Origin of the sequence: Propioniciclava sp., assembly GCF_029977985.1 — a bacterium.
Lineage (GTDB): Bacteria > Actinomycetota > Actinomycetes > Propionibacteriales > Propionibacteriaceae > Propioniciclava.
Window position 1 is genome coordinate 83,507 of record NZ_JARKOT010000092.1, and the last position, 22,608, is coordinate 106,114.

The 22,608-nt window shown below is 69.5% G+C and carries 20 protein-coding genes; 8 read left to right on the forward strand and 12 right to left on the reverse strand.

Going from position 1 to position 22,608, the window contains the following annotated elements; translation table 11 throughout:
* Window positions 1-11: 11 nt before the first annotated feature.
* A complete protein-coding gene (sufB, locus tag Q1K57_RS05890) occupies window positions 12-1,448 on the reverse strand; it encodes a Fe-S cluster assembly protein SufB (protein WP_300079959.1) in 1,437 nt (478 codons plus the stop codon).
* Entirely contained in the window at window positions 1,449-2,156 is a 708-nt protein-coding gene (locus Q1K57_RS05895) for a metalloregulator ArsR/SmtB family transcription factor (RefSeq protein ID WP_300079960.1), read from the reverse strand.
* Window positions 2,157-2,426: 270 nt separating this feature from the next.
* Here Q1K57_RS05895 and Q1K57_RS05900 point away from each other — a divergent pair, with 270 nt between their 5' ends.
* From Q1K57_RS05900 to Q1K57_RS05925, 6 genes are all read left to right on the forward strand, one after another.
* On the forward strand, window positions 2,427-4,955 hold the full coding sequence (locus tag Q1K57_RS05900; RefSeq protein WP_366525341.1) for a sodium-translocating pyrophosphatase: 2,529 nt from the start codon (window positions 2,427-2,429) through the stop codon (window positions 4,953-4,955).
* A 191-nt stretch (window positions 4,956-5,146) separates the two neighbouring features.
* Complete coding sequence (locus Q1K57_RS05905) at window positions 5,147-7,609, forward strand: sodium-translocating pyrophosphatase (protein WP_300079992.1); 2,463 nt, start codon at window positions 5,147-5,149, stop codon at window positions 7,607-7,609.
* A 22-nt stretch (window positions 7,610-7,631) separates the two neighbouring features.
* Window positions 7,632-9,059 carry a MauE/DoxX family redox-associated membrane protein gene (locus tag Q1K57_RS05910; protein ID WP_300079962.1) on the forward strand — a complete coding sequence of 476 codons (1,428 nt, stop codon included), beginning with the start codon at window positions 7,632-7,634 and terminating at the stop codon, window positions 9,057-9,059.
* Window positions 9,060-9,069: 10 nt separating this feature from the next.
* On the forward strand, window positions 9,070-9,777 hold the full coding sequence (locus Q1K57_RS05915) for an ABC transporter ATP-binding protein (RefSeq protein ID WP_300079963.1): 708 nt from the start codon (window positions 9,070-9,072) through the stop codon (window positions 9,775-9,777).
* On the forward strand, window positions 9,774-10,535 hold the full coding sequence (locus tag Q1K57_RS05920) for an ABC transporter permease (RefSeq protein ID WP_300079964.1): 762 nt from the start codon (window positions 9,774-9,776) through the stop codon (window positions 10,533-10,535). Before Q1K57_RS05915 ends, Q1K57_RS05920 begins: the two co-directional genes overlap by 4 nt.
* Window positions 10,532-11,449: a COX15/CtaA family protein gene (locus tag Q1K57_RS05925; protein ID WP_300079966.1), complete on the forward strand. Its 918-nt coding sequence runs from the start codon at window positions 10,532-10,534 to the stop codon at window positions 11,447-11,449. The genes Q1K57_RS05920 and Q1K57_RS05925 overlap by 4 nt, the downstream gene beginning before the upstream one ends.
* Here Q1K57_RS05925 and Q1K57_RS05930 read toward each other — a convergent pair.
* Window positions 11,398-12,321 (reverse strand): heme o synthase, encoded by a 924-nt coding sequence (locus Q1K57_RS05930; protein ID WP_366525342.1) that lies wholly within the window; start codon window positions 12,319-12,321, stop codon window positions 11,398-11,400. The two genes, Q1K57_RS05925 and Q1K57_RS05930, sit on opposite strands and share 52 nt — an antisense overlap.
* A gap of 126 nt (window positions 12,322-12,447) precedes the next feature.
* Here Q1K57_RS05930 and tal point away from each other — a divergent pair, with 126 nt between their 5' ends.
* Entirely contained in the window at window positions 12,448-13,542 is a 1,095-nt protein-coding gene (tal, locus tag Q1K57_RS05935; RefSeq protein ID WP_300079967.1) for a transaldolase, read from the forward strand.
* 9 nt (window positions 13,543-13,551) lie between these two features.
* A complete protein-coding gene (gene pgl / locus Q1K57_RS05940; RefSeq protein ID WP_300079969.1) occupies window positions 13,552-14,298 on the forward strand; it encodes a 6-phosphogluconolactonase in 747 nt (248 codons plus the stop codon).
* Window positions 14,299-14,330: 32 nt separating this feature from the next.
* Here the strand turns inward: pgl and Q1K57_RS05945 are convergent, their stop codons facing one another.
* The 9 genes from Q1K57_RS05945 to uvrC all read right to left on the reverse strand — a co-directional run.
* A complete protein-coding gene (locus Q1K57_RS05945; protein ID WP_300079970.1) occupies window positions 14,331-14,687 on the reverse strand; it encodes an RNA polymerase-binding protein RbpA in 357 nt (118 codons plus the stop codon).
* 46 nt (window positions 14,688-14,733) lie between these two features.
* Complete coding sequence (secG, locus tag Q1K57_RS05950) at window positions 14,734-15,012, reverse strand: preprotein translocase subunit SecG (RefSeq protein ID WP_300079971.1); 279 nt, start codon at window positions 15,010-15,012, stop codon at window positions 14,734-14,736.
* Window positions 15,013-15,083: 71 nt separating this feature from the next.
* Window positions 15,084-15,866, reverse strand: a complete 783-nt coding sequence (tpiA, locus tag Q1K57_RS05955; RefSeq protein WP_300079973.1) for a triose-phosphate isomerase — start codon at window positions 15,864-15,866, stop codon at window positions 15,084-15,086.
* A 3-nt stretch (window positions 15,867-15,869) separates the two neighbouring features.
* Window positions 15,870-17,063 carry a phosphoglycerate kinase gene (locus tag Q1K57_RS05960; RefSeq protein ID WP_300079975.1) on the reverse strand — a complete coding sequence of 398 codons (1,194 nt, stop codon included), beginning with the start codon at window positions 17,061-17,063 and terminating at the stop codon, window positions 15,870-15,872.
* 103 nt (window positions 17,064-17,166) lie between these two features.
* Window positions 17,167-18,171 carry a type I glyceraldehyde-3-phosphate dehydrogenase gene (gap, locus tag Q1K57_RS05965; RefSeq protein ID WP_300079977.1) on the reverse strand — a complete coding sequence of 335 codons (1,005 nt, stop codon included), beginning with the start codon at window positions 18,169-18,171 and terminating at the stop codon, window positions 17,167-17,169.
* A 164-nt stretch (window positions 18,172-18,335) separates the two neighbouring features.
* Window positions 18,336-19,322, reverse strand: coding sequence for a DNA-binding protein WhiA (gene whiA, locus Q1K57_RS05970; RefSeq protein ID WP_300079978.1), 987 nt, complete (start codon window positions 19,320-19,322; stop codon window positions 18,336-18,338).
* A 10-nt stretch (window positions 19,323-19,332) separates the two neighbouring features.
* Window positions 19,333-20,280, reverse strand: coding sequence for a uridine diphosphate-N-acetylglucosamine-binding protein YvcK (gene yvcK / locus Q1K57_RS05975; RefSeq protein ID WP_300079980.1), 948 nt, complete (start codon window positions 20,278-20,280; stop codon window positions 19,333-19,335).
* Between the two features lie 5 nt (window positions 20,281-20,285).
* Window positions 20,286-21,149 (reverse strand): RNase adapter RapZ, encoded by an 864-nt coding sequence (gene rapZ, locus Q1K57_RS05980; protein ID WP_300079982.1) that lies wholly within the window; start codon window positions 21,147-21,149, stop codon window positions 20,286-20,288.
* Between the two features lie 181 nt (window positions 21,150-21,330).
* Window positions 21,331-22,608 (reverse strand): excinuclease ABC subunit UvrC (gene uvrC / locus Q1K57_RS05985; protein WP_300079984.1); only part of this gene is annotated, 1,278 nt, incomplete at its 5' end.

The following is a 22,608-nucleotide window of genomic DNA, read 5'->3' on the forward strand; positions in this document are numbered from 1 at the left end:
TTCCGCGGGCGTCAGCCCACGGCTCCTTCCATCTGCAGTTCGATCAGGCGGTTCAGCTCGAGCGCGTACTCCATGGGCAGCTCGCGCGCGATGGGCTCCACGAAGCCGCGCACGATCATCGCCATGGCTTCGTCTTCTTCCATGCCGCGCTGCATCAGGTAGAACAGCTGGTCGTCGGAGACCTTCGACACGGTCGCCTCGTGCGCCATCGCCACGTCGTCGACCTGGACGTCGACGTACGGGTAGGTGTCCGAGCGGCTGATCGTGTCGACGAGCAGCGCGTCGCACTTCACGCTGGACGCCGCGTGGTGCGCCTGTGGCTGCACCTCGACGAGCCCACGGTAGGACGCCCGGCCCCCCGAGCGCGCGACCGACTTGGAGATGATCGAACTCGACGTGTGCGGCGCGGCGTGCACCATCTTGGAACCCGTGTCCTGGTGCTGGCCCTCGCCGGCGAACGCGATCGACAGCGTCTCGCCCTTCGCGTGCTCGCCGAGCAGCCAGACGGCCGGGTACTTCATGGTGACCTTGGAACCGATGTTGCCGTCGATCCACTCCATGGTGGCGCCCTCGTCGCAGGTGGCGCGCTTGGTGACGAGGTTGTAGACGTTGTTCGACCAGTTCTGGATCGTCGTGTACCTGACGCGGGCGCCCTTCTTCACGATGATCTCGACGACGGCGCTGTGCAGCGAGTCCGACTTGTAGATCGGCGCCGTGCAGCCCTCCACGTAGTGCACGTAGGAGTCCTCGTCGGCGATGATGAGCGTCCGCTCGAACTGGCCCATGTTCTCGGTGTTGATCCGGAAGTAGGCCTGCAGCGGGATCGTCACGTGGACGCCCTTCGGCACGTAGATGAACGATCCGCCCGACCAGACGGCCGTGTTGAGCGCAGCGAACTTGTTGTCCCCGACCGGGATGACCGTGCCGAAGTACTCCTCGAACAGTTCCGGGTGCTCCTTCAGGCCCGTGTCGGTGTCGAGGAAGATGACGCCCTGGCGCTCCAGTTCCTCGTTGATCTTGTGGTAGACGACCTCCGACTCGTACTGGGCGGCCACACCGGCGACGAGCCGCTGCTTCTCGGCCTCGGGGATGCCGAGGCGGTCGTAGGTGTTCTTGATGTCCTCGGGAAGGTCCTCCCAGGTGGTGGCCTGCTTCTCGGTCGACTTCACGTAGTACTTGATGTTGCCGAAGTCGATGTCGGAGAGGTCTGCGCCCCACGTGGGCATTGGGTTGCGATCGAACAGCTTCAGACCGCGCAAGCGACGCTCCAGCATCCAGGCCGGCTCGTCCTTGCGGGCGCTGATGTCCCGCACGACGGCCTCACTGAGGCCACGCTGGGCCGAGGCGCCGGCGGCGTCCGGGTCGTGCCACCCGAACCGGTACTTACCGAGCGCCTCGAGGTGCTCGTCCTGGGTGGCGCCGAGGCCGGGGGCCTGCGTCTGGGTCATCTAGGAGACCTTCCTCTCAACCGGGTGCGGGATGTGCGTGGTGCACACCCCGTCGCCATGAGCGATCGTGGCGAGCCGCTGGACGTGACTGCCCAGCAACTCGGCGAACAGAGCCGTCTCTGCCGCGCACAACTCGGGGAACTCGCGCGCGACGTGGGCGACCGGGCAGTGGTACTGGCACAACTGCGTCCCGGACGCCACCGGCTGCAGCGAAGCCACGTACCCCTGTTCGTTCAACACCGTCGCCAACGCCTCGGCCGCGCTCCCGTATTCCCCGGCATCGGACGCCGTCGCCGCCGCGAAGCGGTCGGCCACCTCCGCCATGGTCTGCTCGGCGAACTGCTCGACCGCCGCGGGGCCCGCGTGGGCCCGCAGGAACTCGAGCGCCCGCACGGCGAGCGCGTCGTAGGCCTGGTAGAACTCGCCGCGGCCGGCGTCCGTCAGACAGAACACCTTCGCCGGACGCCCCCGCCCCCGGGCGCCGTACACGCGCCGCTCACGGCTCGTCAGATGACCGACGTCCGTGAGGACCGCCAGGTGTCGCCGGACGGCCGCCGGCGTCAGGTTGAGCCGCTCCGCCAGCTCCCCGGCGGTGGACGGCCCGTGCTCCAGGATCGAGCGGGCCACGCGGTCGCGCGTCGAGGCATCCTCGAGCGTCGGCTCGGGGCTGATCCCCCGGCTCACCCGCTCCGCGCCCGCTGTTTTCACAACGCCATCATTGCATAAAGCGTCCTGCTGTCAGGTAAGGCTGCCCTTACTGCGGCCCCACCGACCCCACCGACAGACCCGCCGATCCCCCTCGACAGCCCCCGCACCACCCGGCGGGCGGAGGGCCAGGCAGCTCGATCCGCACAGCTCGCCCGGAGTCTGGACAACTCGTCCCAAAGGATGGCTCGGAGAGCAATTACGAGTCACAACGGCTAGTTTCGGGTCCGACGGCACAGCCGCCTGATCATCGTCTCTGTCAAGGACACTTCCGTGAACACGCGCACAGCACCGACCCGAGTCTCTTCGCGACCCCGTGCTCTTCTGCTCACCTTCCTCCTTCCCCTCCTCTTCGCCGCGGGCTGCAGCGCACCCGCGACGCCGGCGTCCGGTGGCCATTCCGGCGGTGGCGAGGCGAACATTCACCTTCCTGACCTCGGTTCCGCGGTGTTCTTCGGCGGGGCGGTGAACGGCCGCCTTCTCCTCATGCTGGGGCTCGTGGTCTGTCTCGGCGGGCTGCTGTTCGGCCTGTCGAGTTACGTCTCGCTGCGCAAGCTGCCCGTGCACCAGGCGATGCGCGAGATCTCCGAGCTCATCTACACGACGTGCAAGGCCTACCTGATCCAGCAGGGCAAGTTCCTGCTCGTCCTGTGGGCGTTCATCGCGGCCGTCATCTTCGTGTACTTCAAGTTCCTCGTCGGCTCCGGCTGGGGGCAGGTGGCGATCATCCTGCTGTTCAGCCTCATCGGCATGCTGGGCAGCTTCGCCATCGCCTGGTACGGCATCCGCGTCAACACGTTCGCCAACGGCCGGACCGCGTTCGCCTCGCTCGAGGGGCGTCCCTACCCCGTCCACGTCATCCCGCTGCGCTCGGGCATGAGCGTCGGCATGGTCCTGATCAGCGTCGAGTTGTCGATGATGCTCACGATCATGCTGTTCCTGCCCGCCGAGATCGCCGGCTCGTGCTTCATCGGCTTCGCGATCGGCGAGAGCCTCGGCGCCTCGGCGCTGCGCATCGCGGGCGGCATCTTCACCAAGATCGCCGACGTCGGCTCCGACCTCATGAAGATCGTGTTCAAGATCAAGGAGGACGACGCCCGCAACCCCGGCGTCATCGCCGACTGCACCGGCGACAACGCGGGCGACTCGGTCGGCCCGTCCGCCGACGGCTTCGAGACCTACGGCGTCACCGGCGTGGCCCTCGTCACGTTCATCATGCTGGCCATCCCGCCGGCCGAGTCGGTCCTCCAGGCCACCCTGCTCGTGTGGCTGTTCTTCATCCGCGCCGTCATGGTCATAGCGTCGGCGATCTCGTACGCCGCCAACGCCGCAATGACGAAGAGCCGCTACGAGAAGTCCGCCGCCATGGACTTCGAGGCCCCGCTCACCTGGCTGGTGTGGATCACCTCGGTGGCCTCGATCGTGCTCACCTTCGCCACCTCGTACCTGCTCATCCACGACCTCGGCGACGGCAGCGTCTGGTGGAAGCTGTCGCTGATCATCTCGTGCGGCACCCTCGCCGGCGCGCTCATCCCCGAACTCGTCAAGGTGTTCACCTCCGTGAAGAGCAAGCACACCCAGGAGGTCGTCAAGTCGGCCAACTCGGGCGGCGCGTCGCTCGACATCCTGTCCGGCCTCGTGGCGGGCAACTTCTCCGGCTACTGGCTGGGCATCGCGATCCTCGGCCTCATGGGGATCGCGTACGGCGTCTCCACCGTGCTCGGCTTCGGCGACACGATGGCCGCCCCGGCGGTGTTCGCGTTCGGCCTCGTCGCGTTCGGCTTCCTCGGCATGGGCCCGGTCACGATCGCGGTCGACAGCTACGGTCCGGTGACCGACAACGCCCAGTCCGTCTACGAACTCTCGACGATCGAGGAGATCCCCGGCATCACCGAGGACATCCGGAGCAACTACGCCATCGAGCCCGACTGGGAGCGCGCCAAGCACCTCCTGGAGGAGAACGACGGCGCGGGCAACACGTTCAAGGCCACCGCCAAGCCGGTGCTCATCGGCACCGCCGTCGTCGGGGCCACCACGATGATCTTCTCGATCATCATGGGTCTCACCGCGGGCATGACCGAGAACGTCGAGAACCTGTCGCTCCTGCACGCGCCCTTCCTGCTCGGCCTCATCGCCGGCGGCGCGGTCATCTACTGGTTCACCGGCGCCTCGATCCAAGCCGTCACGACGGGCTCGTTCCGCGCGGTCGAGTACATCAAGGAGAACATCCGCCTCGACGAGACGGCCACGCGGGCGTCCGAGAAGGACAGCCGCGAGGTCGTGCAGATCTGCACCGTCTACGCGCAGCGCGGCATGCTGAACATCTTCCTCGGCATCTTCTTCGCCACCCTCGCGTTCGCGTTCGTCGAGCCGTACTTCTTCATCGGCTACCTGGTTTCGATCGCCCTGTTCGGCCTCTACCAGGCCGTGTTCATGGCGAACGCCGGCGGCGCCTGGGACAACGCCAATAAGATCGTCGAGGTCGACCTCAACGCGAAGGGCACCGACCTGCACGATGCCTCCATCGTCGGCGACACGGTCGGCGACCCCTACAAGGACACCAGCTCGGTCGCCCTCAACCCGGTCATCAAGTTCACGACCCTGTTCGGCCTGCTGGCCGTCGAGTTGGCCGTGTCGCTGTCGGCCACGGGCAGTGCCACCCTGGTGCACGTGCTCGCCGTGGTGTTCTTCCTCGTCAGCGCCTTCTTCGTCTGGCGGTCGTTCTACGGCATGCGCATCGACGCCCCCATGCTCACCCACGAGCTCGTGGGTGTCGACAACGCGGCCGAGCCGGTCGCCTGACGAACCCGGTGTGAAAAGGCAACCCCCGGCGCCGGTCGCCGGGGGTTGCGCCATCTTCGGGCGCTCCCCTTTAATGACGTGCACCTGAAGTCGACTCACCAATGGGGGTGGCCGTGGCCGCAGCAGGACGTTCGCACTTCGGGGTCGGACGCCGCCCCCTCGGCCTGCTCGCGGGTGCGCTCGCGACGGCGCTGCTCGCCGGCTGCACACCGGTGGTGTCCGCCGGGGGCGAGCACCGGCCGGGCGGCGAGGCGAATCTGCGCTTGCCCGATCTGGCGAGCGCCCAGTTCTTCGGCGTCGTCGACGGGCGGACGCTCCTGATCCTCGGGCTGCTCATCAGCCTGGCCGGCATGGCGTTCGGGCTGAGCACCGTCATGGGGCTGCGCAAGCTCCCCGTGCACCAGGCTATGCGCGAGGTGTCCGAGCTTATCTTCACGACCTGTCAGGCCTACCTGCGCCAGCAGGGCAAGTTCCTCCTGCTCCTGTGGGCGTTCACCGGCACGGTCATCTTCGTCTACTTCACGTTCCTCGTGGGCTCGGGGTTGGGGCAGGTGCTCGTCATCCTCGCCTTCAGCCTGCTCGGCATGGCGGGCAGCTACGGCATCGCATGGTTCGGCATCCGCGTCAACACGTTCGCCAACTCGCGCACCGCGTTCGCGGCGCTGCGGGGGCGTCCGTACGAGGTGCACCGCATCCCGCTGCGCGCCGGCATGAGCATCGGGACGCTCCTCATCAGCCTCGAGCTCTTCATGTTGTTGTCGATCCTGCTCGTGCTGCCGGGGGACATCGCCGGCTCGTGTTTCATCGGCTTCGCGATCGGCGAGAGCCTCGGCGCCTCGGCGCTGCGCATCGCGGGCGGCATCTTCACCAAGATCGCCGACATCGGGTCGGACCTCATGAAGATCGCCTTCAAAATCAAGGAGGACGACGCCCGCAACCCCGGCGTCATCGCCGACTGCACCGGCGACAACGCCGGCGACTCGGTCGGCCCGTCCGCCGACGGCTTCGAGACCTACGGCGTCACGTCCGTGGCGCTGGTCACGTTCATCATGCTCGCCGTCACCCCCGCCGTCGTGGGCCCCGACCTCGTGCCCGGGCTGCAGGCGACGTTGCTGACCTGGCTGTTCTTCGTCAGCGCCGTCATGATCGTCACATCGCTGCTGTCCTATGTGATCAGCTCGGCGATCACCAGGCGGCTCTACGACGACGCCGAGGACATCGACTTCGAGCGGCCCCTCACCCAGCTCGTCTGGATCACCTCCCTGCTCTCCATTGCAGCCACGTTCGTGGTCTCGTTCGCCCTGATCCGCGACCTCGGCGACGGCACGGTCTGGTGGAAGATGGCCGCGATCATGTCCTGCGGCACCCTGGCCGGCGCCCTCATCCCCGAACTGGTGAAGGTGTTCACCTCGGTCAAGAGCCGGCACGTGCAGGAGGTCGTCAAGTCGTCCCACCGCGGCGGGGCGTCCCTCAACATCCTGTCGGGGCTGGTGGCGGGCAACTTCTCCGGTCTGTGGCTGGGCATGGCGATCGTCGGCCTCATGACGTCGGCGTACTTCATCTCGCTGACCAGCCTCGGCGCCCTCATGGTCGCCCCGGGCGTGTTCGCGTTCGGGCTGGTGGCGTTCGGGTTCCTCGCCATGGGCCCGGTCACCATCGCCGTCGACAGCTACGGCCCGGTGACCGACAACGCCCAGTCCATCTACGAGCTGTCGACCATCGAGGACCTCCCCGACATCAACGGCGAGATCGAACGCGACTACGGCTTCGGAGTCGCCTGGGACCGTGCCAAGACCCTCCTCGAACAGAACGACGGCGCAGGCAACACGTTCAAGGCCACCGCCAAGCCGGTGCTCATCGGCACCGCCGTCGTGGGGGCCACCACGATGATCTTCTCGATCATGATGGGGCTCACCGACGGTCTCACCGCGAACGTCGACCGGCTCAGCCTCCTGTACGCACCCTTCCTGCTCGGCCTCATCACCGGCGGGGCGATCATCCACTGGTTCGCCGGAGCCTCCATCCAGGCCGTCACGACGGGCTCGTTCCGGGCCGTCGAGTTCATCGCGAGCCACATCGAGCTGGAGGGCGCCGCCAAGGCGTCCGAGGCCGACTCGAAGCGCGTCGTCGAAATCTGCACCCAGTACGCCCAGCGCGGCATGCTGAACATCTTCCTGGGCATCTTCTTCGCCACGCTGGCGTTCGCCTTCTTCGACCCGTTCTTCTTCATCGGCTACCTGATCTCGATCGCCATCGTGGGCCTCTACCAGGCCATCTTCATGGCCAACGCGGGTGGCGCCTGGGACAACGCGAAGAAGATCGTCGAGGTCGATCTGGGCGCCAAGGGCACCGACGTCCACGACGCGTCCGTGGTCGGCGACACCGTGGGCGACCCCTACAAGGACACCAGTTCGGTCGCGCTCAACCCGGTCATCAAGTTCACGACGCTCTTCGGGCTCTTGGCTGTCGAGCTGGCCGTCTCCCTGCGGGCGAGCGAACTGCACACGGTCGTCGCCGTGCTGGCGGCCCTCAGCTTCGCCGCCGCCGTGGTGTTCATGTGGCGCTCTTTCTACCGCATGCGCATCGACGCTCCCGACATCACGCCCGCCCAGGTCCAGGGCGATCACAACCTGACCCCCGAGGTGCTCGGCTGATCAAGCCATAGAATGGTCAACCGTGTGGTCGTTCCTCGTCGTCGCCCAGCTGCTCTGCGCCGCCGTCCTGATCCTGAGCGGACTCGCCAAGGCGCGTGAGCCCGAGGCCACACGGGACGCCTTCGCCGCCCTCCGCTTGCCGCGCGCGCTCGCCGACTCCCCCGCGCCCACCTTGCTGCCGTGGGCAGAGCTGGTCCTCGGCGCCCTCATCGTGGTGGGAGCCGGCTGGGTGCTGGTGCTCACGCTGCTGGCCACCCTGGTGCTGTTCGTCGCCTACCTCGTCATCATCGGCCGCGCCCTCGGCTTCGCCGTGCCTGTGCGCTGCGGCTGCTTCGGCCGCATCGGCGACCACGATGTCAGCCGGCGCACGCTCGTCCGCAACTCCGTCCTCGTCGGCACCGCCACCGCCGGCCTCGCCGGGGCGCTCGGCGGGGTCTCGACGGCAGACGTCCTGCTCGCCACCCCTGGGGCCATCGGCTGGATCCTCGCCGCCGCCCTGGCCGGGGCCGTCGGCGTCCTCGTCCTCGGCCGCGCCGGCGGTCCGACAGCGGACGCCGCTGCCACCGTCACCTACGCCAATCACCTTGTGCTGCGCGAGGCGGCCACCGGGACCCCGTACTCGCTGGGGCGGCTCCCGGACACGCTCTTGCTGTTCGTCACCCCCGGTTGCGGCGGCTGTGAACGCGTCGCAAAGGACCTTGCCGCCTGGCGCGCCGCTCTGCCGGGCGTGACGATCAGGCCCGTCTACCACGATGCCGTGAACCCGGCGGAGTGGGCGCACGACGGCGTCCGCGACCTGCATCTCACCGACAACGACGGCAACGTCGGCCTCGCCCTGTTCGGCGGCAGCACGCCGAGCGCCGTGCACGTCGACCGCAACGGCACGGTGGGGTGGGCGGCCGTGGGCGAGACCGCTGTCCGTGAGCTGGCCGCCGCCCTCGGCGCCGAGGCGACGGCACCTGCCCCGACACCCACCCCGACGTCTGAGGCCGCGCCCGCCGTCGTCGAGGACGAGCTCGCCTACGAGCGCAAGCCGATCCCGAGCGGCATCGTCATCAATGCCGAGGGCAAGCCGCGCACGCTGGCCGAACTGGCGATGTACCGCCCGACCCTCGTCGTGGCCATCACATGCTTGTGCGGTTCCGTCCGCGGTGCCGTGGATCAGTTGGGGGCCTGGGCCGAGCGACTCGAGGTGGTGGACGTCGTCCTGTTCACCACCTTCCCCCTCGACGGGCTGCCCGAGGACTGGGGCGTCCGCGACCGGGCGTGGTACGACCACCGCAGCACCAGCCGGTCGGCCCTCGGCCTGAGCGGTTCGGTCAGCGCGGTGCTCCTCGGCGCCGACGGCATGGTCGCGGGCGGCCCGGTGCCCGAGGACGAGATCGAGCAGTTCGTGGCCGACATCGAGGCGGAGCTGGTCGAGTACGCCGTGCTCACCCGCGATGCCTAGACTGGCCCGCATGCCCGCCGATCCCGCCCTGGTCGCCGACGGTGTCGTCGTCGAACTCGGCGGGCGCCGCATCCTCGACCACCTCAGCCTGAGCGCCCGCACCGGCCAGATCACGGCCCTGCTCGGTCCCAACGGCGCCGGCAAGACCACCACCCTTCGCTGCCTGACGGGCCTCATCGCCCCGCAGGCGGGCACGGTCAGCGTCCTCGGCCGACCCGCAGGGCACCCGGAGGCCCTCGTCCGGCTCGGCCTCATGCCGCAGGCGACCGGCGCCTGGTCCGGCGTCCGGCCACGCCAGTTGCTCGCCTACCTCGCGTCGTTGTATGCGCACCCGCACCCCGTGGACGCCCTCGTCGACGCCCTCGCGCTCGGCAGCTTCCTCGACACGCCCTACCGGCGCCTGTCTGGGGGGCAGCAGCAGGCCGTCAATCTCGCCGGGGCGCTGGTCGGGAGGCCCGAGCTCGTCGTCCTCGACGAGCCCACCGCGGGCATGGACCCGCACGCCCGCCGCCGCACGTGGGCGCTCGTGCGGGAGCTCGCGGACGTCGGCGTCACCGTCCTGCTCACCACCCACGCCATGGACGAGGCCGCCGCGCTCGCCCACCACGTCTGGATCATGGACGCCGGCCGGGTCACCGTCTCCGGAAGCGTGGGCGAGCTGACCGTCGACGGTTCCCTGGAGGACGTCTTCCTGCGCCACACCCAGGAGGGCCGGTGACCGCCCTCGATCTCACGCCGGCCGCCGGCGCTGCCCCTCGTGGGCGCCGCATCGCCCGCCACGCCGCCATGGAGTCCGCCCTCACGCTCCGCAACGGCGAGCAGTTGTTGCTGGCCCTCGTCATCCCGGTCGGCGTGTTGGTCGCCGGCCGCCTGTTCGGGACGCAGTTCGGCCTCGATCCGCAGTTCCTGCCCGCCTCGGTGCTGGCACTGGCGCTGTGGTCCACCTCGTTCACCTCGCTGGCCATCACCACGGCCTTCGAGCGCCGCTACGGCGTGCTCGAGCGCCTCGTCGCCACGCCCCTGACGCGCCTCGACCTGGTCACCGGAAAAGCACTGGCGACGGCGACCGTCACTGCCGGGCAGCTGGCCCTGCTGGCCGGGGTCGCGGTGGCACTCGGCTGGCGGCCGATGCCCACGGTCACCCAGACCCTCGTGGCGGCCGGGGTCGCCGTGCTGAGCGCCGCCACGTTCGCGAGCTTCGCGCTCACCCTCGCCTCCCGCCTGCGCGCCGAGGCCACCCTTGCCGCTGCGAACCTCATCTACCTGCTCGTGGCCGCGGGCGGCGGCGTCCTGCTGCCTCTGTCGGCCTACCCACCCGCCACGGCGGCCGTGCTCGCGTGGACGCCGTCGGGCGCCCTCGGCGAGACGCTGCGCACGTGGGCGGCGGGCGGCACCGATCCGATGCCGCTGGTCGTGGTCGCCGCCTGGGCCGCCCTGGCGCTCCTGCTCGCCCGAAAGGCCTTCCGATGGACGTGACGAGCCCCCCCCGCACCACCCTCCGGGGCCTGGCGATCGCCTCGCTCGTGGCCAACATGGTCATCGTGTGGACCGGCGCCCTCGTCCGCCTCACCGGCTCCGGGCTCGGCTGCCCGACGTGGCCGCAGTGCGAGCCCGGCAGCTTCGTCGCGACCCCCGAGATGGGCATCCACGGCGCCATCGAGTTCGGCAACCGCCTGCTCACCTTCGTGCTCGCCGGCATCGCCCTGTCCACCTGGCTGCTCGCCCGCCGCGAAGCCCGCGCCGGCCGCGTGCCGGAGCGGATGCCGGTCGTCGCGTTCGCCGTGGGGCTGGGCATCATCGCTCAAGCGGTCGTGGGCGGCATCTCGGTGCTCCTGCAGCTCAACCCGTGGATCGTCGGGCTGCACATGTTCGTCTCGGTGTTCCTCATCCTCGCCTGCGTCTTGCTCGTTCACGACGCCCAGCGGACGCCGAGGGCGTCCGCCCCGCTGCGGCTCGCCCGGCTGACGGAGGTCGTGTTCGCGCTCGGGATCGTTGTGGTGGCGCTCGGGGTGGTCGTGACCGGCGCTGGTCCGCACGCGGGGGACGGCGGCGCGGCGCGCAACGATCTGTCGACCGAGTGGACGGCCAAGGTGCACGCCTGGTCGGTGTGGGGGCTCCTCGCGCTCACCCTGCTGGGGCTGCTGTGGGCCTGGTCGGACACCCGGCTGCGCCGCCTGTGGCAGGGCCTCCTGGCAGCCGAACTCCTGCAGGGTCTCATCGGCTACGTGCAGTACTTCACGCACCTGCCCGTCGGCGTGGTGATCGCGCACATGGTGGGCACCACCGTGTTCACCGCCGCGCTGGGCCACCTGTGGCTGCTCGCCGGCGCGGGACCGCCTCAGAAGACGAGCGGGTCGACCGCGGCTGCGATGAAGACGAGCGCGAGGTAACTGTTGGAGTAGTGGAACAGCCGCATGGGGTTGAGGGCGGCGTCGGTCTGGCCCGCACGGGCCCGGCGCAGCAACTGGAACGCCTCGACGACCAGCCACGCGCCGAGGGCACCGGCCACGAGCGGGTACAGCCAGCCGGTGCCCGCCGCCGGCCACAGCACCAGACTCGTGGCCACCGTGAGCACCGCATAGACGAGGATCTGCCGCGTCACCACGGGCGCGGACGCCACGACCGGCAGCATCGGGACGTCCACCCGGGCGTAGTCCTCGCGATAGCGCAACCCGAGGGCCCAAGTGTGCGGCGGCGTCCAGAAGAAGACGATCGCGAACAGCACGAGCGGGGTGAGGGCGATGGAACCGGTGACAGCGGTCCAGCCGATGAGGGGCGGGAAGCAGCCGGCCACGCCACCCCACACGATGTTCTGCGGCGTGCGCCGCTTGAGCCAGATCGTGTAGACGAAGACGTAGTAGAGCATCGCCAGCAGTGACAGGCCCGCAGACAACCAGTTGGCGCCGAGCCCGAGCATGAGCAGCGATCCGATCCCGAGGACGGTCGCGAACGCGTAGGCGGCGCGGGGATCCACCAGGTCGCGCGGCATCGGACGCCGCCGCGTGCGCCGCATGGAGGCGTCGATGTCGCGGTCGAGCACCGAGTTGAAGACGTTGGCCGCCGCGGCCGACAGCGTCCCACCCACGAAGGTGACCAGCACCAGCCCCAGCGGCGGCAGGCCGCCGGCGGCGAGGAACATGGCCGGAATGGTGGTGACGAGCAGCAGCTCGATGATCCGCGGCTTGGTGAGACCCACATAGGCCCGCACGACTCCCCCGAGACCGGTGCCGACGGGCACGGTCCGGCTGGGTGCGTTGTGCATGTGGACTCCACGGGATCCGGCTGGCGCCGCCGGCCTGGGGGCCCGGGCGGTCGGAGGCAGTCTAGCCGATCGGGCGTCACCCGCCCGACTCCGCGTCCCGCCCCTTGTGGCGGCTACAGTCGAGCCATGAACGACCGTCTCGCGGCCCTCGCCGGCGCCGGGGTTTCCATCTGGCTCGACGATCTGTCCCGTTCCCGACTCATCAGCGGCAACCTCGCCGAACTCGTCGCGACGAAGTCCGTGACCGGGGTCACCACGAACCCCACGATCTTCGCCGCCGCGCTCGCACAATCCGGTGCCTACGCCGATGCCGTGGCCGACCTTGCCCCCGTCGGCGTCGATGACGCCATCAAACTGCTCACCGCCGCCGACGTGCGCGACGCCTGTGACGTGCTGGCCGGCGTCCACACCGCCACGGGCGGCGTCGACGGCCGCGTGTCGATCGAGGTGGCGCCCACCCTCGCCCACGACACGCGGGGCACCATCGCACAGGCGCGCGAACTGCACCGCCTCGTCGATCGCGACGGCGTCCTCATCAAGATCCCGGCCACGCCGGAGGGCCTGCCCGCGATCGCCGAGACCCTCGCCGCGGGGATCAGCGTGAACGTCACCCTGATCTTCTCCGTCGACCGCTACCGCGAGGTCATGGACGCCTATCTCACCGGCCTCGAGATGGCCGACGCTGCCGGGATCGACCTGGGCGGCATCCACTCGGTGGCGTCGTTCTTCATCAGCCGCGTCGATGTCGAGGTCGACCAGCGGTTGGACGCCGCCGGTGCAGCCGAACTGAAGGGCCGGGCAGGCATCGCGAACGCCCAGACGGCGCTGGGGGCCTACGACGAGGTGTTCGGTGGCGAGCGGTTCGCGGCGCTGGCCGCCAAGGGTGCCCACCCGCAGCGACCCCTGTGGGCGTCGACGGGCGTCAAGAACCCCGCCTACCCGGACACGCTCTACGTGTCCGAGCTGGTGGCGCCGGGCGTCGTCAACACGATGCCCGAGAAGACGCTCGTCGCGTATGCCGATCACGGCGAGATCGGGACGCCGATGCCGGGGACCGCGGCCGACGGCGTCCGGGTGCTGGAATCCATCGCAGCAGCGGGCGTGGACCTGGCCGACGTGTTCGCCGTGCTCGAACGAGAAGGCGTGGACAAGTTCGCGGCGAGCTGGACCGAACTCACCGAAACCGTGGCCGCCGCCCTCGGCGGCAGGGGCGCGGGTTAGGATCGGCTCGTGGCTGAGAACACTGCCGTCGAGTCCGTCGCTCGCTACGCGACCGGCCCCGACCTCGTCGACGGCGCGGCCGAACGCCTGCTGGCCAACCTGGTGGCGATCCAGGCGGAGCGGGAGGGCAACGTGCACCTGTGCCTGACGGGTGGTCGCATCGCCAACCGCATCTACGCGGCGCTCTGCGACCAGCTGGAGGGCTCGGGGCTCGACCCGCGGCGACTGGAGTTGTGGTGGGGCGACGAGCGGTTCGTGCCTACCGAGGACCCCGACCGCAACGCCGGCCACACGCTGGCCATCCTGGCGGGCAAGCTGCCACTCACGTCGGCGCAGACTCACCCCATGTCGGCGAAGGACGGGTTCGCGGACGCCACCGCCGTCGCCGCGTCGTACGCCAAGGAGTTGGAGAACGTCACGTTCGACATCTGCCTGCTCGGCATGGGCACCGACGGACACGTGGCGTCGATCTTCCCGAACCACCCCTCGTTCGAGGCGACCAGTCATGCGGTCGTCGGTGTCACGGATTCACCGAAGCCCCCGTCGGAACGCATCAGTCTGACCATTCAGGCCCTGAACACGAGCCGCCAGATCTGGTTCCTCGTCGGCGGTGCGGACAAGGCGGACGCCGTGCGCCGGTCCGTCGGCGGCGACCCGACGGTGCCCGCGGGCGTCGTCCGCGGGCGCGAGCGCACGCTGTGGCTGTTGGACCGCTCGGCCGCGTCCGATCTGCCGTACCACGAGTGCAGCTTCTGACGCCGATCGCGCCCGTTGGCCTTGCGCCGCGGCTAGTAGATGACCTCTCCCGCGGCGCGGCGGGCACGCAGGGTGGCGAGGGCCTCGGCAAGGATCGCGGCGGCCTCGGAGTCGGTGCGCCGCTCCTTCACGTAAGCCAGGTGCGTCTTGTACGGGGTGATCTTCGGCGGCGGCGGCGGGTTCTCGGAGTCGAGGTTGGCGGGCAGCCCACAGCGGGGGCAGTCCCAGGTCTCGGGGACCTGCGCGTCCGCGGCGAACGCCGGCCTGGTCTCGTGACCGTTGCTGCAGTAGTAGGAGACGTACAGCCGCGGGGCCGCGTCGCCCCGCTCCGCCTCCCCCATCGGGCCCGCACCGACGCGGCTCCCGCGGATCGCACTACCACCGACCACCGATGTCTCCTTCGTTGAGTGTCGGACGCCGAACGGCGTGGGGAAATCAGAGCGTGCCGAAGTCCGGGAAGTAGCGGTAGAGGGCGAGCAGGGCGAGGATGCAACCGAACCACAGCACCCCCACGATGATCGTCAACCGGTCGAGGTTCCGCTCGGCCACCGATGTGCCACCCATGCTCGAGCTCATGCCGCCGCCGAAGAGGTCGGACATGCCGCCACCCCGGTTCTTGTGCAGCAGAATGAACAAGGCGAGGGCGACGCTCGTGATCGAGAGCAGGATCGACACGGTCAGGATCGGCCAGGTCAGCAGAGGCACGAGAGTCACCGGATGATTCTAACCCAGCGCGGCCCCCGTTCCGAACCGACGGAACGGGGGCCGCGCGCAGGCGTTGCGGATCAGGCCTGGTAGAAGAGGACGATCTTGGCGAACTCCTCCGGGTCGAGGCTCGCGCCACCGACGAGGGCGCCGTCGACATCAGGCTGGGCCATGATGTCGGGGGCGCTGGAGGACTTGACCGAGCCGCCGTACTGGATGCGGACGGCGTCCGCGGCGTCCTGACCGAAGAGCTCGGCCACGCGGCCACGGATCGCGCCACAGACCTCCTGGGCGTCCTCAGGGGTCGCGACCTCGCCGGTGCCGATCGCCCAGACAGGCTCGTAGGCCACGACGAGGGAACCGACCTGCTCGGGGGTGAGGCCCTCGAGCACCTTGTCGACCTGAGCCAGCACGAACGGCACGTGCTCGCCGGCCTTGCGGACATCGAGCTTCTCGCCAACGCAGATGATCGGCGTCATGCCGGCCGCGAGGACGACCTTTGCCTTCTCGTTGATGACCTCGTCGGTCTCGCCGTGGTAGTCGCGGCGCTCGGAATGCCCGACCACCACATACTTCACGTTGAGCTTGCTGAGCATGGCGGCCGAGATCTCGCCCGTGTAGGCGCCCTTGGCGTGGACGGAGATGTCCTGGGCGCCGTAGGTGATCGGGAGCTTGTCGCCCTCGACCAACGTCTGCACGGTGCGAAGGTCGGTGAACGGAACTATCACTGCGGCTTCGGACTTCGACGCGTCGTACTTGGCGTCGGTCAGCGACCAGGCCAGCTTCTGCACGACGCCGGTGGCCTCGACATGGTCGAGATTCATCTTCCAGTTGCCCGCCATCAGCGGGGTGCGGTTCGCCATGGTTCAGTTCCCTTCGAGGACGTCGAGACCCGGGAGCACCTTGCCCTCCAGGTACTCCAGCGACGCGCCGCCGCCGGTGGAGATGTGGCCGAACTGGTCGTCCGAGAAGCCCAGCTGCCGCACGGCTGCGGCCGAGTCGCCGCCGCCAACGACCGTGAAGGCGTCGGTCTCGGCGAGGGCCTTCGCCACGGCCAGGGTGCCGTCGGCGAACGCCGGGTTCTCGAACACGCCCATCGGGCCGTTCCAGAACACCGTCTTGGCCTCCTTGATCGCCGCGGCGTACGCCTCGGCGGTGTCGGGGCCGATGTCGAGACCCATCTGGTCGGCGGGGATGGCGCCCGCAGCGACCGTCGACTTGTGCTCGGCGTCGCCGAACTCGGGCGTGACGACGGCGTCCGTCGGGATGAGGATCTTCTTGCCCTCGGCTTCGGCCTGGCTCATGTAGCCCTTGACGGTGTCGATCTTCTCGGAGTCGAGGATGGAGGTGCCGACCTCGAGGCCCTCGGCCTTGAGGAAGGTGTAGCCCATGCCACCACCGATGATGAGGGTGTCGGCGACCTTCAGCAGGTTGTCGATGACGCTCAGCTTGTCGGCGACCTTGGCGCCGCCGAGGACGACGACGTACGGGCGCTCGGGGGTCTCCGTCAGCTTCTTGAGGACGTCGACCTCCTTCGCGACGAGGTAGCCAGCAGCGTTCGGCAGGAGCTTCGCGACGTCGTACACGGACGCCTGCTTGCGGTGGACGACGCCGAAGCCGTCGGACACGAACACGTCGCCGAACTCGGCATACTTGGCGGCCAGCGCCTGGCGCTCGGCCTCGTCCTTGCTCTCCTCGGCCTTCTCGTAGCGGACGTTCTCCAACAACGCGATCTCGCCGTCACCCAGGGCCGCCACGGTCTCGGCGGCCGACGGGCCGACGACGTCACCCGCAAGCGTCACGGGGGCGTCGATGAGCTCACCGAGGCGCTTGGCGACGGGAGCCAGCGAGTACTTGGTGTTGACCTCGCCCTTCGGGCGGCCGAGGTGCGCCATGACGACGACCTTCGCGCCAGCGCCGACGAGCTCCTTGAGGGTCGGCAGAGCGGCCTTGATGCGGCCGTCGTCGGTGATCGTGTCGCCGTCCAGCGGCACGTTGAAATCGCAGCGGATGAGGACCCGCTTGCCCTTGAGATCGCCCAGATCCTTGACGGACTTCACTGTCATTCCCTTTCGATGTTCCGTGGATGGAGGGGTGGAACCACACCGGGGTGGAGCGCCGGTGGCGCCCCACCCCGGGTGGATCACTGATGGTGAGAACAGGTCAGAGCTTCTCGGCGACCAGCTCGGTCAGGTCGACCAGACGGTTGCTGTAGCCCCACTCGTTGTCGTACCAGGACAGGACCTTGACCAGGTTGCCGATGACCTTGGTCTCGTTGGCGTCGAAGATGGACGACGCCGGGTCGCCCACGATGTCGGCGGAGACGATCGGATCCTCGGTGTAGACCAGGACGCCCTTGAGCGGGCCCTCGGCGGCCTTCTTGACGGCGGCCTTGACGGCGTCGACGGAGACCTCCTTCTCGGCCTGGAAGGTGAGGTCGGTCAGCGAGCCGGTGGGCGTCGGGACGCGAACGGCGAGACCGTCGAACTTGCCCTTCAGCTCGGGGAGCACCAGGGCGACGGCCTGGGCGGCACCGGTCTTGGTGGGGATCATCGACAGGGCGGCGGCGCGGGCGCGGCGCAGGTCGCTGTGCGGCGCGTCGAGCAGGCGCTGGTCACCCGTGTACGAGTGGATCGTGGTCATGATGCCCTGGACGATGCCGAACTCGTCGTTCAGCACCTTGGCCAGCGGCGCGAGGCAGTTGGTCGTGCAGGACGCGTTCGAGATGATGTTCATCGTCGCCGAGTCGTACTTGTCCTCGTTCACGCCGATGACGAACGTGCCGTCCTCGTTCTTCGCCGGAGCGGAGATGATGACCTTCTTGGCGCCGCCGTCGATGTGAGCCTTGGCCTTGGTGGCGTCGGTGAAGAAGCCGGTCGACTCGACCACGATCTCGACACCCAGTTCGCCCCACGGCAGGTTCGCGGGGTCGCGCTCGGCGAGCACCTTGATGTGCTTACCGTCGACCACGATGCCCTCGTCGTCGTAGCTGACCTCACCGCTGAAGCGGCCGAGGATCGAGTCGTACTTGAGGAGGTGGGCGAGCGTCTTGTTGTCGGTGAGGTCGTTAACGGCGACCACATCGAGATCGGCGCCCTGCTCCAGCATGGCGCGGAAGAAGTTGCGGCCGATGCGGCCGAAGCCGTTGATACCAACCTTGACAGTCATGTGTCGGTGTCTCCTTCGAAGGGAACTTCCCGCCACTACGACGGGACTGGACAGGGACAACCCTAGCGCGTAAATCCGCCCCTCGCGGGCGCTCGGGGAGCCTTCACCGAGATCAACCCGTTACCTAGGTCAAACGATGGACATAATCCGTCCCCGACGTCGGATCAGACGTCGTCATCCAGCATGTCGGGGCTCAGGTTGGCCTCGGTCCCGGGGATGCCGAGCTCCTGCGCGCGCTTGTCCGCCGTGGCCAGCAACCGCCGGATCCGGCCGGCGACGGCGTCCTTCGTGAGGGGCGGCTCGTGTAGCTGGCCGAGCTCCTCGAGGCTCGCCTGCTTGTGCGCGAGGCGGAGCTGGCCCGCGATGCGGAGGTGGTCGGGCACCTGGTCGCCGAGGATCTCGAGCGCCCGCTCGACGCGGGCTCCGGCCGCGACGGCGGCTCGGGCCGAACGGCGCAGGTTGGCGTCGTCGAAGTTGGCCAACCGGTTCGCGGACGCCTTCACCTCGCGCCGGATGCGGCGCTCCTCCCAGGCCAGCAGCGTCTCGTGGGCGCCGAGGCGCGTGAGCATGGCTGCGATCGCGTCGCCGTCGCGGATGACGACCCGATCGACCCCGCGGACCTCGCGCGGTTTGGCCTGGACGCCGAGCCTGCGGGCGGCGCCGACGAGCGCGAGGGCGGACTCAGAGCCGGGACACGTGACCTCGAGCGACATCGACCGGCCCGGCTCGGTCAGGGAGCCGTGCGCCAGAAATGCGCCGCGCCACACGGCGGTCGCCACGTCGAGGCCCCCGCTGACCACGGCGGCGGGCAGACCGCGCACGGGGCGTCCGCGTGCGTCGACGAGACCCGTCTGGCGGGCGAGGGAATCACCGCCACGGATGAGCCGCACCACGTACCGGGTGCTCTTGCGCAGTCCGCTCGGCGTGATGACCACGAACTCGCAGGTCAGCCCGAACAGGTCGAAGATCGTGTTGCGCAGGCGGCGGGCGGCGGCGCCGGTGTCGAGGTCGGCCTCCACCATGATCTTTCCCCCGACCAGATGCAGGCTGCCCGCGAACCGCAGCATGGCGGCCACCTCCGCCTTGCGGCAGGCGGGCTTGGTGATCTCGACGGCTGCGAGCTCTTCCTTGACGTCTGCGGTGAGGGCCATGCGCGCCAGCCTACCGACCGAGCACGTCGGCAAAGACCGAGGCCAGTCGGTTGACGTCGTGACGAGGAGACCCGTCCCGCGCCCGCACCCGCGACACCCGCAACTCCGCGCCCAGGGACTCGGCGTACCGCTCGAGGTGCGGATCGCCGGCGGCCATCGTGGGGTCGCAGATGATCGTGTCGAACCGGAGCTTCGGGGCGTGTTCGGCGATCACCTCGAGATGCCCGGACGCCGAGTACTCGGCCATCTCGGACGACGACACCACGTTGAGGTTGAGGACGCGCCGCGCGGAGGTGTCGACGAGAGCCTCCGCGAGTTCGGGGACGAGCAGGTGTGGCACCACCGAGGTGAACCACGAACCGGGGCCGAGCACGACGGCGTCCGCCTGCCGCACGGCGGCGACCGACTCGGGGCACGCCGGGGGGCGTCCGGGGATCAGCCGCACCTCCTGGATGAAGCCCTTGGTCACCGCCACGTGAGCCTGTCCGGTGACCAGACCGTGCTCGTCGGGATGGTCGGGATCGAGCCCGATGACGTCGGCCTCGATGGCCAGCGGTACCGCAGCCATCGGCAGCACCCGGCCCTGGGCGCCCAGCAGGCGCCCCACCATGTCGAGACCGGCGACCGGATCGCCGAGACGCTGCCAGATGCCCGCGATCAGCAGGTTGCCGATCGCATGCCCGGCAAGGGGGCCGTCGCCGCCGAAGCGGGACTGCAGGACGTCCGCCCACAGCCGTCCGTCCGCGTCGTCACCGCACAGGGCGGCGAGCGCCATCCGCAGATCGCCGGGCGGCAGGATGTCGAACTCGGCCCGGAGGCGTCCGGACGAGCCGCCGTCGTCGGCCACCGTCACGATCGCCGTGATCTGCGACGTCACCCGGCGCAGCGCCTGGAGGGTCGCGGCGAGGCCGTGACCGCCGCCGAGGGCGACCACGCGCGGAACGCCGGCCGAGAGCATCGGGGTCACTCGAGACCGAGGTCGCGATGCACGACGTGCACCTCGACGCCGTCGGTGCGCAGGCGGCGGGCCAGCTCCTCGGCCATCGACGTGGAGCGATGCTTGCCCCCGGTGCAGCCGACCGCAAGGGTGGCGAGACGCTTGCCCTCCTGCTGGTAGCCGGGGATGACCTGGCCGAGCATCGCCCGGACCGCCTCGAGCCACGGCCCCGCGGCATCCTGTCTGAGCACGTAACCCGACACCGCCTGCGACAGGCCCGTCTGCGGGCGTAGTTCGGGGATCCAGTGCGGGTTGGGCAGGAACCGCACGTCGAGCACCATGTCGGCGTCGACGGGCAGGCCGTTCTTGAAGCCGAACGACATGAGCGTGAGGCGGAACTGCCGGTCGTCGGCCGTGTTGAACGCGAACGCCACCCGGCTGGTGAGCTGGTGGACGTTCAGGTCGGAGGTGTCGAGCACCATGTCGGCGCCCGCACGGAGCATGGCGAGCATCTCCCGCTCCCGGTGGATGCCGTCGAGGAGCGGGCCGTCGCCCTGGAGCGGGTGCGGTCGCCGCACCGACTCCTGCCGGCGCACGATCACTTCGTCGGACGCCTCGAGGAACAGGATCTGGGGCCAGATGCCCTGCGTGTTGAGCGCGTCGAACGCTGCGGGGATCTCGTCGAACTGCTTGCGGGTGCGCACGTCGAGCACCACGGCGACCTTGTCGTAGCCGTCGCGCTGCGCCGAGGTCGCGAGCTGGCTGAGCAGAGTGGGCGGCAGATTGTCGACGACGTACCAGCCGAGGTCCTCGAGCGTGTGCGCCGCGGTGCGGCGTCCGGCCCCCGACATGCCCGTGATCGCGATGAACCGCAACGACGCCCCACTCATGGGGTCATTATCGCCGACATTCGCCTCCCATCTCCTCGCGGAGCCGCACTCGGGTGGCGTTCGGGCACTCCCCGCGCGTCGGGCGACTTACCTACCGTTGCAACGCGAGGCAAGTGCGTGGCGGCGAGGCAAGTGCGTGCGGGGGAGGACCGTGCGTGGGGGTCAGGGAAGTGGACCCCTATCACTCCAGGATCTCGCCGGTGGCCGTGTTGACGGCCTCGGGCTGCTCGGTGGCGGCGAGGGCGTCCTTGACGGCCTGCGCCGTGCGCGGCCCGATGCCCGGAACGGCCGCGATGTCCCCCACCTCGGCGGCCCGCAGCTTCTTCAACGACCCGAAGTGCTTGAGGAGCGCTTTGCGCCGCAACTCCCCCAACCCAGGGACGCCGTCGAGCAGCGACTCGACCATCGAGGCGCTACGCCGGCCCCGGTGGTGGGTGATGGCGAAGCGGTGGGCCTCGTCGCGAGCGCGCTGCAGGAGGAACAGCCCCTCCGAGGCGCGCGGCAGGATCAGCGGGAACTCCTCGCCGGGCAGCCACACCTCCTCCAGTCGCTTGGCGAGCCCGATGAGGGGGACGTCGGTGACGCCGAGGGCGTCCATGGCCGCTCGGGCCGCCGCGACCTGGGGTGCACCACCGTCGACGACGACGAGCGACGGCTTGTAGGCGAACTTGCGCGCCGCGCCGGTGGTGGCGTCGACCAGCATCGCCCCCTCCCCGGTGAGCGAGGCCTGGTCATCGAGGTAGCGGCGGAACCGCCGCGTGATGACTTCGTGGATCGCACCCACGTCGTTGGAGCCCTCGACCGTCTTGATGATGAACCGCCGGTACTCCGAGCGGCGCGAGAGGCCGTCCTCGAACACGACCATCGACCCGACCACCTCGGTGCCCTGCAGGTGGCTGATGTCGTAGCACTCGATGCGCAGCGGTGGGGCGTCCAGTTCGAGGGCGTCCTGGAGCTCCTCGAGCGCCCGGTTCCGGGTCTCGAGGTCGGCGGCGCGCTTCGTCTTGTGCAGGACCAGCGCCTCCTGCGCGTTCCGGCCGACCGTCTCCAGCAGCGCCCGCTTGTCGCCCCGCTGCGGCACGTGCACCCGGACGCGGCCGCCGCGCACCTCGACCAACAACTCCTCGAGCGCCTTGCCGGACGCCGGTTCGACGGGCAGCAACACTTCCTTGGGGACGCCCCCGCTCACCTCGATCTCGGGGTTGCTGTAGAGCTGCAGGCAGAACGACTCGATGAGCTCGGCGAGGCTGGAATCGTCGGCGCGGTCGGCGACCCAGCCGCGCTCGCCGCGGACACGGCCCGAGCGCACGTGGAACACCTGGATCGCCACCTCCAGTTCGTCGGCGGCGAGCGCGATGACGTCGGCGTCCGTGCCGTCCCCGAGCACGATCGCGTTCCGCTCGGTGGCCGACTCCAGCGCGCCGAGCTGATCGCGCAGGACGGCCGCCTTCTCGAACTC

Coding starts and splice junctions, on each gene's coding strand:
- tal (WP_300079967.1), top strand. CDS start 12,448: ATGAACGACCGTCTCGCGGCCCTCGCCGGCGCCGGGGTTTCCATCTGG.
- tpiA (WP_300079973.1), bottom strand. CDS start 15,866: ATGGCGAACCGCACCCCGCTGATGGCGGGCAACTGGAAGATGAATCTC.
- sufB (WP_300079959.1), bottom strand. CDS start 1,448: ATGACCCAGACGCAGGCCCCCGGCCTCGGCGCCACCCAGGACGAGCAC.
- gap (WP_300079977.1), bottom strand. CDS start 18,171: ATGACTGTCAAGGTTGGTATCAACGGCTTCGGCCGCATCGGCCGCAAC.
- yvcK (WP_300079980.1), bottom strand. CDS start 20,280: ATGCTCTCGGCCGGCGTTCCGCGCGTGGTCGCCCTCGGCGGCGGTCAC.
- Q1K57_RS05915 (WP_300079963.1), top strand. CDS start 9,070: ATGCCCGCCGATCCCGCCCTGGTCGCCGACGGTGTCGTCGTCGAACTC.
- Q1K57_RS05930 (WP_366525342.1), bottom strand. CDS start 12,321: ATGCACAACGCACCCAGCCGGACCGTGCCCGTCGGCACCGGTCTCGGG.
- rapZ (WP_300079982.1), bottom strand. CDS start 21,149: ATGAGTGGGGCGTCGTTGCGGTTCATCGCGATCACGGGCATGTCGGGG.
- whiA (WP_300079978.1), bottom strand. CDS start 19,322: ATGGCCCTCACCGCAGACGTCAAGGAAGAGCTCGCAGCCGTCGAGATC.